Raw genomic sequence first — 18,314 nt, 5'->3', positions numbered from 1 at the left:
TCACCTCAATTGTTCGCTTATTTTTTTCTGAGGCATATCCGACATTTCGTTTACGGAAATGATCTCGTTCGTTTTCTTGGTCGGTCTGTTCCAATATTTTTCATTTCCGGGCAAATCGTCAAACCATGCAGCCTCTTCCGGACAATCCAAAATCATCAACTTTCCATAATCTCCGTCTCGCGACTGATGATACTTTAAATAAGCTTTGCCGTTCTCGACTGCGAGGATTTCGATTTTACCCGATGTATGACTCATGCAAAGCTTCACTCGTTTGCCTAATCCCGATGTTCTGGATTTAGCTTCTTCTACGATTCGATAGGCTTCTTCCAACGAAACAACGAACCCTCTGTTACCCGCCACGGGTCTGTTAATGAAAAAGTAATAAGGAGTAACGCCCGCCCATGAAAGCCGGTCGAGCAATTCGCCGAGTACTGCCGGATTATCGTTGATTCCTTTCAGTATAGGAGTCTGATTCACGACGATCGCTCCGGCATCGTAAAGTGCCTTAAAACATTTTCGGGCTTCCTGCGTGATCTCTCTTGGATGGTTAACATGCGCCATGATATAGATCCGTTTTTCTTCCGTGGAATAAGTCCGAATCGTATCGAGCAGTTGCTCGTCTTCGTAGATTCTCATGGGGTTGAAGACCGGTAATTTCGATCCGATTCTTATGATTTTCACGTGCTCGATTGATCTTAAGGCATCCAGAAGGTTGCGAAGCTTATTGGTCGCCAGGATCAGCGGATCACCTCCGGTCAGCAGCACATTGTTGATTTGAGGCGTTCTCGCGATATAATCGATTCCGTCTTGAACGTCCGGCATAGCCTCTTTCACGTCCGCCCGGAACAAACGCTTGCGAAAGCAAAATCTGCAGTAAGCTCCGCACACTTCGGAAACAAGCAATAACGCCGTCGTTTGATATTTATGCTGACATCCTTTAACCACATAGTTCGTGTCTTCATCGGAAGCGTCCCAACGGCCGTATTCCCGAAGTTCATTAGAACTTGGAATCACGAGTTTTCTGATCGGGTCATTCGGATCCGACCAATCAATCAGCTGCAAATAATAATTATTCAGCCGAAAAACAAATTTATCGGTCACTTGTTTTAAGGCAGCCCTCTCCCCATCGGTCAAGCCCGGTAACTCCTCCAGATTGGTGATGTATTTTACCTGCATGGAAAGTTAATTCTCCTCTCGTATACACGGAAGCTTGGGTTTTGCTCCAGTTAATGCGAGAAGGGACAGCTGTGTGTTAGACAAACGTGGAAAAGCCAAGAAATCCGCAAACCTATTAGCGAATTTAAATAAACCGTGCCTTCGAAGAACGACACGGTTTCCCACGCATGTTTGTCCATACCTCTTGCTCCTATTCGCTTTCATTCTTAACTGGAACGGCAGTAAGATACTTTTCTTCCGCTAATTGAAGCTCCTCCGCGTTTTGCAGGCGAAATATTTCTTCGAGGGGGGTTACTTTATTTTCGATTTGGATGAGGCTTTCCTCTTTGAATAATTTTCTGCTCGTTTTCTGCATGGCCTTCACCGATGCCCTTAAATTGTGATTGGCCCATATGACCATATTGATCCCTAATTCCCGATAGCGGTTTTTGGGAGTCATATAATACTTTGTAGGAACGACAACAACAGGAAGTCTATTGCTCCATTCTTTCATGAATGCTTCTATTTCGCCGATATCCGATTTTTTACTGTGAGCAAGAATGGCGTCCGCTCCCGATTGCCGGTAAGCTTCTGCCCTCTTTAGCATTTCATCGAGTCCATGACCCGCGATAAAAGCTTCCGCTCTCGCCACCACCACAAAATCCGAATTGTCTTGGGCATCTTTCATGGCTTTTATTTTGCCGCAAAACTCATCGATGGGCGCAAGAGGCTGCGCTTCGCCTTTAATAAAAGAGTTTGTTTTGGGAAACAGCTTATCCTCGATACATACCCCGGCAATCTGGCGCTGCTCCAATTTTCGCAACAATCTTCTTGCGTTATTAAAGTTTCCGTATCCCGTATCGCCGTCCAGCAAAATCGGGATTGTTGTTGCATCGCTCATGAATTCCAACACATCCAGCACCTGCGTCCATGAAGCTTCATTGTTGTCTCTAACGCCCATGGAGGCGGCTATCGAAAGTCCGCTGGCCCAAATCCCTTTAAAACCGGCCTCCTCTGCGATTTTCGCGGACAAGCCGTTATGGGCTTCCATGATATAGTCCGTTGTCGGGGACTGGATCATCCGCTTCAATTCGGTCGATTTATTCATTAAAGTCATTCCTCTCCTCGATCTTTCAATCAACTTTTCCGGCTATGTCTTTAGAAATATGAACTTGCATGTTGCATTGCATTGGCAATTCGTCTACTTTCCCAAAATTTCGATTCTCGGCCTTCACTTCATCTTCAATAAAACACCACCAAGCCTCTTGAGCTTGGTGGCGCGAGCAAAGCGTATTTTTAATATTTCGGAAGTGTGCTCGTCTTCATTCTTAGTTCAATAACCCTTCCAAAAGACGCCGATTGAACAAAACTTTTTCATTGTCAGGGATATATTGACGGGCAATTTCATTATGTTTATAAGCTTGTAGATATTCGCCCAAACGATAATAACAAACGCAAAGTTGGAGATGAGGCAGCCACGTCCAGCATGCATGATTGAAGAAACCCCAGTTGTCGTTAGGTCTTGTCATCTCGGAAGCGAGCCTATACCAGAATACAGCCTTTTCCCACTCGTTTTGTTGCATAAAACCGAATCCCATCCTGCAGCAAAACTCCGCACGCGGGGTATCGTATTCAAAAGACTTGAGCGTGTAATAGCTTTCCCGTTCTTTATTGCCTAAATGATGAAAACAATCGGCCAATTTTCCGCAGGCGGCTATTTTATCTTCGATCCACCCTTGATTCGTATCCAAAAATTTTTCATAGTATTCTACCGCTTGCTCATACAATCTATGGTCCAAACATTCGTTTGCGAAATAATATAAATCACGCGGAGAAAAATGATCTCCTCTTTCCAGACGAGAATTATATATCGTAAGATTCCTATCAGAAACATGAGATTTCATCGGTTTATGATAAACGACGATATCGCTGTTACTGATCTTTCCTCCAACTTCGAGATACTCATGTACGAAACCGCGCCATTGGAAATGATTTAATCTTTTTACGATTCTATTTCGCCTATTGCTAGAGGTCATATTGCCTTGTTCGTCTTGAGCTAAGCAATATACCATGGTAATGGAATCGATCGTCGGGTCGAGCGTCTCTTTTAGTTCCCTTATTTTTTCGGAATCTTCTGTTTGCAGAACGTCATCTGCATCCAGCCAAAAAAGATAATCCATCGTTGCAAGACTGAATGCAAAGTTTCTGGCAGCCGCGAAATCATTAATCCACTCGAAATCGTAAATTTTTTCGGTGTACTCCGAACAAATTTCTTTCGTTCGATCGGTCGAGCCTGTATCGACAATGATGATTTCATCAACAACCTCATGAACCGACTTCAGACATCTTCCAATAACCTCTTCCTCATTCTTTACAATCATGCAAAGGCTTAGTTTAATCAATTTGTTCACTCCCGAAAAAAAAGAATCACATAACTCCTTAAAAAAATGCTTCTGGAATCGGAGTAGAAAATCCCTTTTTCCAGAAGCACGAATTTCGTTAACTAACTAATATCGACGCCTGCGCTCGCATAACCTGCGATCGTAGTAGCAATTGAAAGACCGCTTGTTACGTTTGCGGAGAATACCATTAGAAGACGCGTACCTTGCGACACCGTAATTCCCAACCCAGAGGCTGTCCCGCTACTAATCGTTCCAAGCGCTAGCGTCCCTGTAAGAGGCGGACTTAACGTCACGATAGCTCCGGGAATAGGTGAGAAAATATTATTAGGCGTAGCCGAGCTATAGAGTTGGGCCGTTATCGTAATTGTTGTTCCTAGAAGACTCAAAGCAGCTGTTGTGCTAAAATACGCCGCCATTGAATCAATTGTTCCTTTTCTCGGTACTGAGAAAGAGAAGTTTAGAAGCGTGCCTCCGGCCCCAGTCAGATCAATGTCACCGCTGGTGAGGATAGAAACACCCGTAACGGAGCTTCCAAATCCGACCAAGCTCGTCGTACCAAGTAATCCTCCTAGCACAGTAGTCAGTGCCGTCGGAAGGCCCGATGCAAACGGAATGATTGCGCCTGCTCCGGTTGCTCCCGTTGCTCCCGTTGCTCCGGTTATACCCGTTGCTCCCGTTGCTCCGGTTACCCCTGTTGCGCCGGTTGCTCCTGTTGCTCCGGTTGCGCCTGTTATTCCCGTTGCTCCTGTTGCACCTGTTGCACCGGTTACGCCCGGATCGCCTGTCGCCCCGGTTGCTCCGGTTGCACCGGTTATTCCCGTTGCTCCTGTTGCACCTGTTGCACCGGTTACGCCCGGATCGCCTGTCGCCCCGGTTGCTCCGGTTGCACCGGTTATTCCCGTTGCCCCCGTTGTTCCGGTTGCTCCGGTTATTCCCGTTGCTCCGGTTGCACCTGTTGCGCCGGTTACACCCGGATCACCTGTTGCCCCCGTTGCTCCGGTTGCACCTGTTATTCCTGTTGCGCCGGTTGCTCCTGTTGCACCTGTAGCACCGGTTACGCCCGGATCGCCTGTTGCTCCGGTTATTCCCGTTGCTCCTGTTGCACCGGTTACGCCCGGATCGCCTGTCGCCCCGGTTGCTCCGGTTGCTCCTGTTGCTCCTGTTGCACCTGTTGCACCTGTTGCGCCGGTTACGCCCGGATCACCTGTTGCCCCCGTTGCTCCGGTTGGTCCGGTTGGTCCGGTTGCTCCTGTTCCTGGTCCAGTTGCTCCTGTAGCTCCGGTTGCTCCGGTTGCCCCCGTTGCTCCTGGATCTCCCGTTGCTCCGGTAGCCCCTGTTGCTCCTGTTGCTCCTGCTCCTGTTGCTCCTGTCGCCCCTGTTGCCCCGGTTATTCCCGTTGCTCCCGTTGCTCCTGTTGCCCCGGTTACGCCCGGATCGCCTGTTGCCCCTGTAGCCCCCGTTGCCCCGGTTGGACCGGTTGGTCCGGTTGCTCCTGTTCCCGGTCCGGTCGCTCCAGTAGCTCCGGTTGCTCCTGTTGCCCCTGTTGCTCCGGTTGCTCCTGTTGCTCCTGCTCCGGTTGCGCCGGTTGCTCCGGTTACCCCCGGATCTCCGGTTGCTCCGGTTGCTCCGGTTACCCCCGGATCTCCGGTTGCGCCGGTTGCTCCGGTTACCCCTGGATCTCCGGTTGCTCCTGTTACTCCTGTTACTCCTGTCGCTCCTGTCGCTCCTGTCGCTCCTGTTGCTCCTGTTGCTCCGGTTGCTCCTGCTCCGGTTGCTCCTGTTGCTCCGGTTGCCCCAGTTGCTCCGGTTGCTCCGGTTGCTCCTGTTGCTCCGGTTGCTCCTGTTGGTACATTGATATTTACGATTTGCTTTGGTTTAACAGTAACGTTGATATCTTGCTTGCAACGACAATTTCTTTCCCCGCATTTATTGCAGATTAGTTCATTACATTGACATGGAATTTGCTCGCAATCAGGACACCACTTGCTATACATAGACTCTCCCTACTTTCAAGCTTTTTATCATTGCTTGTCTCCTCCTTTCTCGTTCAATGTATGTAATAAGTAATCTACTAGAGACGGCTGATATACTCCGATTAATAACTATCTTTCATAGAATTGAAGCTTTGCCTCCTACGGCTATCCCAAAGCAAGCCAAAAGCGGTGCCGAGTATTATCGGCACCGCTGGTCTTCATAGGATGAATTCAGTTCGCTTGCCGGCCGATGGCGATCCATTGGATGATTCCTTTAGGCTCTGGCCCCAGTTGCGTCCGGAAAACAATGAGTTCGGCTTCATTATCGCCCTTGGCTCCGAGTATGCAACTACAGGAAGGATGATCGGTCATCGCGAGCAAAGTATAGGCATTTTCTGCAAAAGGAACAGAAAACGCAACTGTCAAGCGTATCGATTCCATTCCTCCTTGAAATGCGTAAGGCAGATTCCCATACAGTAAACCGATACCGGGCATTTGCGCGACCAAGGGGATGAAAGAAAGCTTATCGCCTGTCACGCTGCCGACTTCCAGTTTCGATCCGCTCACGCTGCCATCTGCCAAATGCTCTCTCGTCACGCTGCCGACTTCCAGCTTCGATCCGCTCACGCTGCCATCGGCCAAATGCTCGCTCGTCACGCTGCCGACTTCCAGCTTCGACCCGTTCACGCTACCATCGGCCAAATGCTCGCTCGTCACGCTGCCGACTTCCAGTTTCGACCCGTTCACGCTGCCATCAGCCAAATGCTCGCTCGTCACGCTGCCGATTTCCAGCTTCGACCCGCTCACGCTGCCATCGGCCAAATGCTCGCTCGTCACGCTGCCGACTTCCAGCTTCGATCCGCTCACGCTGCCATCGGCCAAATGCTCGCTCGTCACGCTGCCGATTTCCAGCTTCGACCCGCTTACGCTGCCATCGGCCAAATGCTCGCTCGTCACGCTGCCAACTTCCAGTTTCGACCCGTTCACGCTGCCATCAGCCAAATGCTCGCTCGTCACGCTGCCGACTTCCAGCTTCGACCCGCTCACGCTGCCATCGGCCAAATGCTCGCTCGTCACGCTGCCGACTTCCAGCTTTGTAACGATCTCTAACGGCTCAATCGAATTCGATTGCGATGGCAATTGCTGCAGTTCATCTAATAAGTGTTTCACGTCGGTCGAAAGCTTTGAGAGACTAACGCTACCGTCCGCCAGTTGCGTTTCCGTCACGGATTGCGGTTTGAAGTGGTTAGAGGCAATCGTTTGTTCCCCAAGATGATACCCGAGAATCGAGCGTGGAATAATGTGAGACGAGCTTACGCTACGAACCCCGATCTTCTCCGCGTTCACCGCTCCCGGCGCCAATTGAACCGTCCCGATAGAACCTTCGCTTAGTTTATCGCTCGTGATCGATCCGAACGCCAGTTGCTCCGTTCCTACCGCATCTTTCGCCAGCTTAACCGAGCTAACGGAACCATCCTGCAACCGCTCTTCCGTAATCGGTTCTCCGACGTAAGTTAAGAACTGGACTAAGGAAGGGGCTAGATTCTCAAAGGAAACAGTGCCGATCGCAAGCTTAGCCGAAGTGATCGAACCATCCGCCAACTGAGGCGAACCGACGCTACCGAATGCTAACTTCTCGGACGATACCGCCGAGTTCGCTAGCTTCTCCGTAGTTACGCTTCTAGGGCCTAGAATATTCGAGATGACCGAGCCGTCCGCTAACTGACTCGGGCCTATGCTTCCCCTCGCAAGCTTCTCCGTCGTAACCGATCCATCGGAAAGCTTCGAAGTCGTCACGCTGCCATCCGCTAATTTATTGTCCGTAATCGCTCCATCCGTCAGTTGGCTCGTGCCTACGCTGCCGCCTGCCAGCTTATCCGTCGTCACTACTCCATCTAGCAGTTTCTCGCTCGTAACGCTGCCATCCGCCAGAATATACTCGTTGACCGCGAAGTCAGCCAACTGCGTCGTTCCAACGCTTCCTGCAGCCAGTTTTTCCGCAACAACAGCCCCGTTAGCCAACTTCTCGCTCGTCACGCTAGCGTCAACCAGAATGTTCGAAGTTACCGCGCCATCCGCCAACTTCTCCGTACCCACGCTGCCATGTGCCAGCTTTTCGGCCGTTACCGAGCCCGTAGCCAGCTTGGAACTCGTGACGCTATCCTCCGCCAATTTGTCGGTTAAGACCGAGTTTGCCGTCAGTTGCTCCGTTCCGACGCTTCCGAATGCCAGCTTCTCGGCCAATATTGAACGATTCGCTAGCTTCTCGCTTGTCACGGAACCGTCCGACAGAATTCCCGAACTGACCGCGCCCGCTGACAACTGATCCGTTCCGACGCTACCTCTGGCCAATTTATCCGACGTGACCGCTCCCGCTGCTAGTTTTGAAGCCGTTACGCCTCCGTCCGCCAATATTTCGGAAGTAACCGCGCCGTCGACCAGTTGGCTCGTGCCGACACTGCCTCCGGCAAGTTTGTCGGTCGTGACGATTCCGTCGACCAGCTTATCCGTCGTAATACTGCCATCGGCAACGATGTCCGAAGTAACGGCGCCCGCTGACAACTGTACCGTACCTACGCTGCCTTCCGCTATTTTTTCCGAGGTTACCGCGCCAATCGCAAGCTTCCCGCCTGTTACGCTCAAGTCGGCCAAGATGAATGAGGTTACTGCCGAAGAGGCTAATTGTTCCGTCCCGACGCTGCCAAGCGCCAATTTCCCTGTTGCGATCGCGCCATCCGCAAGCTTCTCGCCAGTTACGCTTAAGTCCGCAAGTATGTCGGAAGTGACCGCTCCTGCAGATAGCTGCTCCGTTCCAACGCTGCCATATGCTAGCTTCTCGGACGTAACGGCGCCGTTCATAAGCTTCGCTTCCGTTACGCTTAGGTCGGCTAGAATGCCCGAAGTGACTGCGGCTGCCGCCAGATGACCCGATCCGATGCTGCCTGCTCCCAGCTTATTCGATGTGACCGCACCATCGACGAGTTTATCGCCGGTTATGCTATCGTCCGCAACGATGTCCGTCGTTACTGCGCCCGCAGACAATTGCTCCGTTCCTACCCCACCCAGCGCAAGCTTCTCCGAAGTAACCGCGCCGTTCAGCAATTTATCTCCCGTTACGCTCGCGTTTGCCAGAATTTCCGCCGTTACTGAGCCCGCCGACAATTGTTCCGTTCCTACCCCGCCCAGCGCAAGCTTCTCCGAAGTTACCGCGGCATTCAGGATCTTATCGCTCGTTACGCTTCCATCAGACAAGATCATCGTCGTTACGCCGCCAATTGCCAACGCCGCCGTACCTACGCTGCCATCCGCCAGCTTTTCCGAGCTAACGACTCCGTCTTCCAGTTTCTCGGTGGTTATGCTCGCATCGGCGAGAATATTCGACGTAACCGCCCCTAACGCTAATTGCTCCGTTCCAACGCTGTCTACCGACAGCTTCTCCCTAGAGACCGAACCTGTCGCTAGCTTCTCGCCCGTCACGCTGGCATCGGCTAGATTGCCGGTGTCGACCGCGCCAGCAGACAATTGCTCCGTTCCTACGCTGCCAAGCGCCAATTTTCCTGTTGCAACCGCGCCGTCCGCAAGCTTCTCCTCCGTCACGCTAGCATCAGCCAGAATGCCGTTCGCGACTGCGCCGGCGGCCAAATGCTCCGTTCCGACGCTACCCGGCGCTAGCTTAGCCGCAGTTACCGCACTGTCCGCGAGTTTTTCATTGGTAATCGTTTTATCTTTCACATGCACCGAACTTACCGCATTCGGTTCCAACCGTTCCGAGTCGATCCGACGCTCGCCGTTCTTGGCAAGCTCAAGCAAATCCGGAGCTAGATGAGAGATCGACACCGTCCCTTTGCGGAGATGGAACCCATGCACCGCTTCCGATTTCAGATGTTTGCCGCCGATGCTCTCGATCTGCAGATGCTCGCCGTTTACGCTCTGGGAAGCAAGCTTCTTAGCCGTAACGCTGTCGTTGGCTAACTTATTGGACGTAATCGCCTTGTCCGCGATCGTCGATTCTTTCACGCTGCTTATCGCCAAATGCGCCGCCCCGATGGCTCCTTCACGCAAATGAACGGATTCGATTACGTCTGCCTTCAAATGAACGGAGGAAATCGATTGGTTCGCGATATGCACATCCTTTACCGAACCAGGCATCAGTTTGCTACCGTCGACGCTGTTCGCCGCAAGTTTGCTTGCCGTAACGATTCCGTCGTTAAAGTGATATTCCCGCAAGCTATTCTCAGCCAAGTGTAAGCTCAGTACGGAATTCTCAGCAAGATGTCGGCTTTCGACCGCGTTGGAGACGATATGCTTCGCTTTGACCGTACCCTCTCCGAGTTTACCGGATTTCACCGAACCGTCCGCGAGAATATCCGACGTTACCGAGCCCTCGCTTAGGTGAGCGCGTCCAATGGCACCCGGCTTCACGTGATCGGAAGAAACGGCTCCTTCGGCCAATACCCGTCCCGACACGGCGCCTTCCTGCAAAGCCTTCTCGAATACCGCGTTCTCGGCGAGTTTAATCGCCGTGACGCTATCGTCACCCAATTTCGCGGACGTAACCGCCAAGTCGGCCAATTTATCCGTCGATACGCACTCCGGGGAGAGCTTTAAGGAAGTAATCAAGTGATCTGTAAGATGATGGGAGAAAATGGAACGAATACCGAGCTGGCGTTCGCCGACCGCGCCGGGAGCGATATTTTTCTCCGTTACCGATTCGACCTGCAAGGCTGCCGTACTCACTGAAGCATTGCTAAAATGGGTTGCTTCCACCGATCCTTTGCGAATATGCCGGCTTTCGATGGCATCCGATGCCAATGCCTCTCCAGTTACCGCTTCCGCTCCGAAATGGTAAGGCTTAACGGAAGCGGGAGCCAGTTGCTCCGAGTTCACGCTTTCGGCGGCCAAGTGCTCGGAATGAACGGAAGTAGATGCCAGGTGCCGGCTCTTGATTGAATGATCTCCGAGCTTAGCGGATTGAACCGCTCCGTCCGCAAGCTGAGCGGAATCAATCGCTCCGTCCGCCACGTGAAGGGATTGCACAGCGTTTCCCGCAAGCTGATCTGGACCGACCAAACCGTCTCGCAACTGCTCTCTTCCGATTGCAAGCGCGGAAATCTGAAGATTCCCAACCGATTTCTCGGCCAAATGCCGCGATTCCACGGCTCCTTCCGCCAGCTTGTCGGAAACGACGCTTCCTCTGGACAGATGCCGCGTCAATACGGCTTCGTCCGCAAGCTTTCCGGGAACGACGCTTTGATCCGCGATCTTGGTAGACGTAACGGAATGGTCGACTAGCTTAAGCGTCGTAACGGATTGGTCCGCAAGCTTGATCGCGGTAACCGAGTCGTCCTTCAAATGCTTATTTTCTACGGCTGTTTCAGCGAGATGGCTTCCAAGAACCGCTCCCTCGCGCAAGTGTTCCGACCGGACCGAGTTTAAGATCAGCTTGCTGTCCGATACGGACCGATCGGACAGCTCCCGAGTTCCGACCGCTCCTTCTTCGAGATGCTCCGACGCGACCGCGCGCGGAGCCATATGCTTTCCCTGCAACACGCCGAGGGCCACATGGTCGGCTAACACGACTCCGTTCGCGATATGCGAGGATTCGATCGCGCCTCGCGCCACTTTATCTTTTGTCACCGCGCCTTCGCGCAGCTTGGAGGACGTAACCGAGCCATCGCCAAGCTTCGAAGTATCGATGCTTTCATTGGCCAGGTTCTCGCTCCGTATCGCGCCGCTGCGTATTTTTTCCGTTGTAATGCTTTGATCCTGCAGCAGCTCGGAGCTGATGACGGACACGTTAAGATGCTTGGAATGGATCGATCCTTCAGCGATTTTGTCCGAGCTGATCGTCCGATCCGCCAGCTTCTCCGACGAAACGCTGCCATCCCGCAGCTTCTCCCCGGTTATCGACCGGTCTCTAATCTTCTGTCCGGAGATCGAATTTTTCGTTAGATGGTCTCCGATGACGGACTCCGGCGCCAGCTTCGACGAAGTAACTGACCCATCCGCAAGCTTGATCGCCGATACGGAGAAATCCGCGAGCGAATCCGTCGATACGGAATCCGCCCCTAGATGTACGGCACGAATCGCATATGGCGCCAACTTATCGCTCGTTATCGCTTCATCCGCGATATCGTCCGTGTAGACGATCGGAGCCGGACGAGAGGGCATCCGCTTCTCTTCCAGCTTCCGATGGCGCTCTTCCCTTTCCGTTGCGGATTCCGTCGCTTCTCCGACAGGGGATTCCTCATTCAATAACGCGACGATAGCTTCGGTTTCCTGCGTGCTCTCCGTTTGCGTTGATGCGACTACCGAGATAATATCCGGCACATCCCGAACCGGCAAAGATTCGGCGACGGGCGGAATCGATGCTTGCGGAAGCGCCGTGGCGATCGCGACGATCTCCTCCGCCTCCTGAAGGGTGGAAATATACTCCGAAACCGATGGAACCGTCATAATCGGTTCGCCGAACGTAACGTCCTGAGCAGGCGAAGCCGGCGCCTTGGCGGCCGGTGCCTTTTGCGAGGAACGACCGAATGTACCGGCCGCGTCGGCGTTCGCTTGCCCTTGCTTTCCGTTTGCTTGGACCGGCTTGCCCTTCGCATGCCCTTGCTTGCTGATTGCTTGGCCTTCCGCCGGCGGTTGCTTCGTTGCTGCCGAACCGTGAACGTTAATTGGCTTGTCATCCGGTTTTTGTATGTCATCCAGCCATTGCAGCTCGGACTTATTAGGATTATCTACGTAATATAACGGCCGGCGTGATTTTGTCGTCTTGCTCGCCTTGTTCTTTTTCATGTCGCTCTCCTTCCTGTGCTTGGAAATCTTCAGTATCATATGCATTCACCCATGGGCACGTCACGAGGATGGGCGATTGTTCCGAACCTGCGCCTTTTCGGAGCCTTATTTTCGATCTGGCAGGACGGGACAGGGAGTTTAGTTTTCCGAACCAAGTCTTCCAAGCAAACGATTTTTGCCCTAGGGAAACTTTTTCTTGTTTTCAGTTTACTTTTTCAAATATCGAGCGTATATTATAAGCATCAGAAAGTTTTGCCCTAGGGAAAATTAATGTCCCTAACGCTACACTTGTTCCCACCTACAACACGACGACAAAAAAAAGAGGTGTTTCATATGCAAGATGATTTGGCCGTTACCCAGCCTCACGTTGCGTCGGCTCACTCCGAGCCCGCAAGAAAAGGCGGTTGGCGCAGAGAAAGGGATACTTCATCGTTGCCGGAATCTTTCCGCACCGTCAAAATCCCAAAAACCGGCTCTACGTTCCGTAAATTTCTAGCCTTCGCGGGTCCGGGCTACATGGTCGCCGTCGGGTATATGGACCCCGGCAACTGGGCGACGGATCTCGCCGGCGGTTCACAATTCGGTTATACGTTGCTATCCGTCATTCTAATGTCCAATCTGATGGCTATTCTACTCCAAGCATTGTCGGGCAAACTAGGAATCGCGACCGGACGCGACTTGGCGCAAGCTTGCCGCGATAGCTACAGTAAACCGGTCAACTTCGGCTTATGGATTTTATGCGAACTGGCAATCGCCGCTTGCGACTTGGCTGAGGTCATCGGAGCGGCCATCGCGCTCAATTTGCTCTTCGGCATTCCGATCTTGTATGGCGTCATACTTACCGCTTTGGACGTCTTAATTATTCTGTTCCTTCAGAATAAAGGGTTTCGGTATTTGGAAGCTTTCGTCATCGCCTTGATCGTCTTAATCGCCGGATGCTTCGCGGTCGAACTGATCTGGTCCGCCCCGGTTATGGGAGACTTGATGAAGGGCTTCGTGCCCTCTTCCGAGATTATCAACAACCCCGAGATGCTGTATATCGCCATCGGGATTCTCGGAGCGACCGTCATGCCGCACAATCTGTACCTTCATTCATCGATTGTACAGACTCGTCAATATGAACAAACCGAACTCGGCAAACGGCAAGCCATTCGATTCTCCACGTGGGATTCGACGATCGCCTTGTTCTTCGCCTTATTCATTAACGCCGCGATTCTAATACTCGCCGGAGCCGTATTCCATACCGCGGGCAAAACAGACGTTGCCGAGATCGATCAGGCTTACCACCTGCTCGCTCCGATGCTCGGTTCCTCGTTCGCGGCCATCCTGTTCGGCGTAGCGCTTTTGGCATCGGGCCAGAACTCTACGATAACCGGAACCCTTGCAGGCCAGATCGTCATGGAAGGTTTCCTGAACATCCGCATCGCACCGTGGCTCCGGAGGCTGATTACTCGTTTGATCGCCATTATTCCTGCCGTCATCGTTACGGCGCTGTACGGCGATAGCGGTACGATGGATCTGCTCATCCTTAGCCAGGTTATCCTCTCCTTTCAGTTGTCGTTCGCAGTCGTACCGCTCGTTCAGTTCACGAGCAACAAGAAAAAAATGGGCAAATTCGCCAATCCGATGTGGCTAAACATTCTCGCTTGGGTCGTTGCGGTTATCATCATGTCCTTGAATCTCTATTTACTGTATACCACGCTTTTCGGCTAAGCTTTCATACACGAAGAAGCTCGTTCCTCGCCCTTGGGGGCTTGGAATCGAGCTTCTTTCGTTCGCAATAGCCGCTTATCGTGACGGCATCGACGATCAATCGTCAAATCGTGATGGCATCTACCTGCCATGCACGGCTATTGCACTTTAACGACCAATGTGTCACAATTCACGGGAATGTATTTTAATAACAAAGGAGTGCTCGGCTGCATGACTCGTTGGCTGCTGCGCATGATGACGGAACTGTCTTCACGCAAATTCGTGTCCCGCATGACGGGACGTTTCGCTAAATCTTCTTTTAGCCGCCGTTTTATTGCTCGATTTGCCGCGACCTATAAAATCCCCATCGAAGACGCGGAGAAAAGAATCGACGAATACGTATCCTTGAACGACTTTTTTACGCGCAGGCTGAAGCCGGGCAGACGACCGATTGACGCTACTCCAAGCGCATTGGTAAGCCCCGTGGACGCGCTCATTACAGGTTGCGGAGTTATCGAAGACGGGATGCTGTTGCAAGTTAAAGGCCAGGATTATACGATCGAGGAACTTCTGAACGAATCTCCCCGGCTATCTCAATACCGGCATGGCTACTTCTGGGTGCTCTATCTAAGCCCGACCGATTATCATCGGATTCATTCGCCTTGCGAAGGCGAAATCGTGGAAACCGAGCACATACCCGGACGCGTATATCCGGTTAACGAATTCGGCCTTACGAAGATGCGACGAGTGCTGTCCCGCAACGAACGGCTCGTCACCTATATCCGCAATGATGTCGGAGAAGCCGCCGTCGTAAAAGTCGGAGCTCTAAACGTCAGCAGCATCCGATACGTGGAACCGATGCCCAAGACGCTTGGACGCGGAGACGAGCTCGCCTATTTCGAGTTCGGTTCTACGATCGTTCTTCTGACCGAAGACGGAACCCTGGTACCGCGCTCCGATCTGAAGACGGGATCCAAAGTCGTCATGGGCGAGAAACTCGGCACTTTGACGGTTCGTTAGATTCCTCAATTGCGGCCTGGCAGGACCAAAAAACTTTATTTCACTGCAAAAAAGCTCGTCCCTCGGACGAGCTTTTTCCTATTCGCGCGGCAGCTTACCTAATCTCCGACGGGTTTTTCCCGGTATACTGTTTGAATTGCCGACTGAAGAAAAAGATATCGCGGTAGCCGAGCGCGTCGGCCACTTCCGTCACGTTCATTCCCGCATGCATGAGCAGATGTTGGGCACGCTCGATCCGCGTGCGGATCATATACGTTTGCACCGATACGCCGATGAGTTCCTTGAACTTGATCGAGAAGTAACGCGGAGACAATCCCGCGCGTTTACCTAGGTCCTCGACGCGGTGAATGATGCTAGGATGCTGCTGGATGTAATTAGCGACCTCGCGGATGCTTTCCGTTAATTGGTTCGACGCTTTGCGCTCGACGGGCTCGTCCCGATCGTGGCGAAGCAGATGGATAATGAGCTGTTTCAGAATCAGTTGGGCTTCGATTTCCGCCGCGAACGTCCGAACGAGAAACAAGCGCACGTATTTGGCCAGCATATGCTCGAAATCGAACGTTTCGTTAAGCACGCGGTATGACGCGGGCACATCCGTCACCGGCTCCGTCACATCGAAATGGATATACGTAAGCACGAGCGGCTTCTGGGGATTATGGGTCGCGCTCGTATGATCGCCGGGACGGAACAGGAAGCAACTGCCCTTGCCGAGAGTATAAGGCTTGCCGTTAAGGAACAATTCTCCTTCCCCGCTCCATACGTAGAAAATATCATAATTCGCCAGCGGCTTTTCTCGCTTCTGCCACTTCCAGCCCGGCTCGCACGATATTTTGGCGAATGCCGGTAGCAACTTGAACGATGATGGCGATATTTCAAGCATTAACATTTCCTCCTTGCCCCTCGTCGGAATCGATCAATCCTAAGCATTGCGCGGCATGGCAAATCGTCGACAACCCTTTCTCGATTCGCTCCTCCGTCAGATGAGCGAATCCGAATACGGCTGATATCGCGGGTTTCACCGACAACTCGCCGATCCGATTCTCGTACTTCATGCCGTCCAACCAGACTGCTCCCCGTTTCGCGCACTCTTCGGCAAGCTCGGCGTACAGTTCTTCGTCGCGCTTCCACTTGGCATACACGTGCAAACCCGCGTCGGCGGGAGCCGCTTCGAACAAACCTCCCAGTCGGGTATCGAGTCCGGTTCGCAGCTTGTTCTCCAGCTTGCCGTAGGTTCTTCGCAGCCTTCGCATGTATCGGTCATAGCCGCCCTCCGACATCCAGTTGGAAAGCGCCAACTGCTCCGCGATTCCCGTCGGTTGAGGATCGTACAGCCGTTTTGCCTTCACGAACGGCCCTAACAATTCCTTCGGCAGAACCGCGTAACCGATTCGCACGCCGACGCTCATCGACCGCGAGAACGATCCGACGTAGACGACTCTGCCTTCCTTGTCGAGCGACTTCAGAGGTTCGATCGGACGCCCTCCCCACCGGAAGTCGCTGTCGTAGTCGTCCTCGATTATCCAAGCATTGCGCCTGGACGCCCAAGTCAATAAAGCCCGCCGACGCTCATAGCTGAGGACAACGCCCGTCGGGAACTGTCTCGTCGGCGTGACGAACAGCAAATCGGCATCCCAGTCGAGCGGAACGATTCCGTTTGCGTCCACGTCCTGCGCGATGACGCGAGCGCCCGTCGCGCGAACCGCTCGCTGGATTCCCGTATAACAAGGATTCTCGATGACCGCCGTTCTTCCTTCCTCCAGCAATAGCTGGGACAAGAGAGCGATCGCTTGCATCGCCCCCGCCGTAATGACGATGTCCTCGGCCTCGCAAGCGATCCCCCGCTCGCGCCGCAGCCTGGCCGCGATTGCTTGCCGCAGAGAAAGGCTACCTTCCGTAGCTTGCGCGTCGCTTCTCCATGAAGCTCCGGTCTTTTTCCACTGCTGCGCGACCTCCGCTTTCCATTCCGTCCATGGAAACCAATCCGTGCCGACTCCTTCCGGAACGAAGGAAATCCCGGCCTGGCCATCTTCCCCGTGCGGAAAATCGGAATGTCTTAACCGGTTCCGATCCGGTAACGTTCGCAGCTCCGATAAGCGCCTTCCCCATTTCGTTAAGGCTGGAGCCGCTCGGGAATATCCTTGCTCTCCGTTGGAACGCGCCTTCTCCGAATCGGCCGTAATCCCGAGCTGCTCTTGCTCCCAACCGGTAACGAAAGTCCCTTGTCCGATTCCCGCCTGAACGAAGCCTTCCGCCGTCAACATCTCGTACGCCACGCTCACGCTTCCCCGGGATAGATCGTACAATTCGGCTAGCTTGCGGGTAGACGGCAATCGTTCTCCCGGAGCGAGCTTTCCTTCGATGATCGCTTCTTTAACGGCCAAATAAAGCGCAAGATGTTTACTGCCGCATTCGTCTAGCTTGGCGGAATACGCGAACGGAGATAACAGTTTCGTCACCCTCTTGCAATGGACTAGTCATTTTAATGTAAATTGGATCTTTTCTATTGTCAATGACCGCCTTACACTAAACCTCAACCAAGCGAAGTTGGAGGAGAAACCGAATGAGAAGGAAAGAATTCGAAGTTCAAGATCGCGAGCAATGCGAGAGCTTCCTATCGGAGAAGCATGACGGGGTGCTGACGTTCGCCGGAACGGACGGTTGGCCCAAAGCGGTGCCGCTTAATTACGTCTATCATAGGGAGGCGATTTATTTCCACGGCAGCAAGAATGGAGAAAAAATGGCGGGACTAGCTCTCGATCCGAAGGCGGAATTCGTCGTTTATCAAGCGCATGCGTTCATCCCTTCCTATTTCACGGATCCGTATCTAGCTTGCCCGGCTACCGTATTTTTTCGCTCCGTCCGTATTCGCGGCCATGTCGAACAAGTGACTGACCCTGCGGAAAAAGCGTCAGCGTTGCATACTTTAATGGGACAAATGCAACCGGAAGGCGGTCACGCGCCGATCGATGCCGAGGACGAGCGTTATGCTTCCTCTTTGAAAGGCGTCGCCGTCATGCGGCTCGATCCGTTAGAGATGACGGGAAAGTTCAAATTCGGGCAAAATTTATCGGAAAAACGCAGGGATCAGGTCGTTCAAGCATTAGGCGAAAGGGATCTCTCGAATGACCTCGATACGATAAAGCACATTCGCGACAGCGCATTAAAGTGTCCAATTCATAAACAGTAGCTTTTTCCAAAGTATTTTTCCAAATAATCGCTTCGATTTCAATGACGCCCCCCCTCCAATGGTGTATAATATCACCTAATGAATATTGGA

10 protein-coding genes are annotated in these 18,314 nt (G+C 52.6%); 3 read left to right on the top strand and 7 right to left on the bottom strand.

All coding sequences use genetic code 11. The features are described from left to right. From D7Z26_RS06125 to D7Z26_RS06105, 5 genes are all read right to left on the bottom strand, one after another. Complete coding sequence (locus D7Z26_RS06125; protein WP_120975180.1) at window positions 1-1,176, bottom strand: KamA family radical SAM protein; 1,176 nt, start codon at window positions 1,174-1,176, stop codon at window positions 1-3. Window positions 1,177-1,366: 190 nt separating this feature from the next. Further along, a complete protein-coding gene (gene aepX / locus D7Z26_RS06120) occupies window positions 1,367-2,263 on the bottom strand; it encodes a phosphoenolpyruvate mutase (protein WP_120975179.1) in 897 nt (298 codons plus the stop codon). Between the two features lie 220 nt (window positions 2,264-2,483). Further along, the gene (locus D7Z26_RS06115) at window positions 2,484-3,557 is read right to left on the bottom strand and encodes a glycosyltransferase (RefSeq protein ID WP_199731665.1); all 1,074 of its coding nucleotides are present in this window, start codon (window positions 3,555-3,557) and stop codon (window positions 2,484-2,486) included. A 101-nt stretch (window positions 3,558-3,658) separates the two neighbouring features. Further along, window positions 3,659-5,551, bottom strand: a complete 1,893-nt coding sequence (locus tag D7Z26_RS06110) for an exosporium glycoprotein BclB-related protein (RefSeq protein WP_120975178.1) — start codon at window positions 5,549-5,551, stop codon at window positions 3,659-3,661. A 210-nt stretch (window positions 5,552-5,761) separates the two neighbouring features. Then, a complete protein-coding gene (locus D7Z26_RS06105) occupies window positions 5,762-12,325 on the bottom strand; it encodes a WIAG-tail domain (protein WP_158602215.1) in 6,564 nt (2,187 codons plus the stop codon). 333 nt (window positions 12,326-12,658) lie between these two features. Here D7Z26_RS06105 and D7Z26_RS06100 point away from each other — a divergent pair, with 333 nt between their 5' ends. Continuing rightward, window positions 12,659-14,038, top strand: a complete 1,380-nt coding sequence (locus D7Z26_RS06100) for an Nramp family divalent metal transporter (protein ID WP_120975176.1) — start codon at window positions 12,659-12,661, stop codon at window positions 14,036-14,038. Window positions 14,039-14,248: 210 nt separating this feature from the next. Then, on the top strand, window positions 14,249-15,037 hold the full coding sequence (asd, locus tag D7Z26_RS06095; RefSeq protein WP_120975175.1) for an archaetidylserine decarboxylase: 789 nt from the start codon (window positions 14,249-14,251) through the stop codon (window positions 15,035-15,037). A gap of 94 nt (window positions 15,038-15,131) precedes the next feature. Here the strand turns inward: asd and D7Z26_RS06090 are convergent, their stop codons facing one another. Together D7Z26_RS06090 and pdxR are read right to left on the bottom strand one after the other, a co-directional pair. Further along, window positions 15,132-15,917 (bottom strand): helix-turn-helix domain-containing protein, encoded by a 786-nt coding sequence (locus tag D7Z26_RS06090; protein ID WP_120975174.1) that lies wholly within the window; start codon window positions 15,915-15,917, stop codon window positions 15,132-15,134. After that, window positions 15,910-17,493, bottom strand: a complete 1,584-nt coding sequence (gene pdxR / locus D7Z26_RS27260) for a MocR-like pyridoxine biosynthesis transcription factor PdxR (RefSeq protein WP_158602214.1) — start codon at window positions 17,491-17,493, stop codon at window positions 15,910-15,912. The genes D7Z26_RS06090 and pdxR overlap by 8 nt, the downstream gene beginning before the upstream one ends. A gap of 104 nt (window positions 17,494-17,597) precedes the next feature. Here pdxR and D7Z26_RS06080 point away from each other — a divergent pair, with 104 nt between their 5' ends. Further along, the gene (locus D7Z26_RS06080) at window positions 17,598-18,224 is read left to right on the top strand and encodes a pyridoxamine 5'-phosphate oxidase family protein (protein WP_120975173.1); all 627 of its coding nucleotides are present in this window, start codon (window positions 17,598-17,600) and stop codon (window positions 18,222-18,224) included. Window positions 18,225-18,314 lie beyond the last annotated feature (90 nt).

The organism is Cohnella endophytica (assembly GCF_003628305.1).
GTDB classification, from domain to species: Bacteria; Bacillota; Bacilli; order Paenibacillales; family Paenibacillaceae; genus Cohnella; species Cohnella endophytica.
Note: the sequence above shows the minus strand (reverse complement) of the source record. Positions and strands in the feature narration are given on the sequence as shown.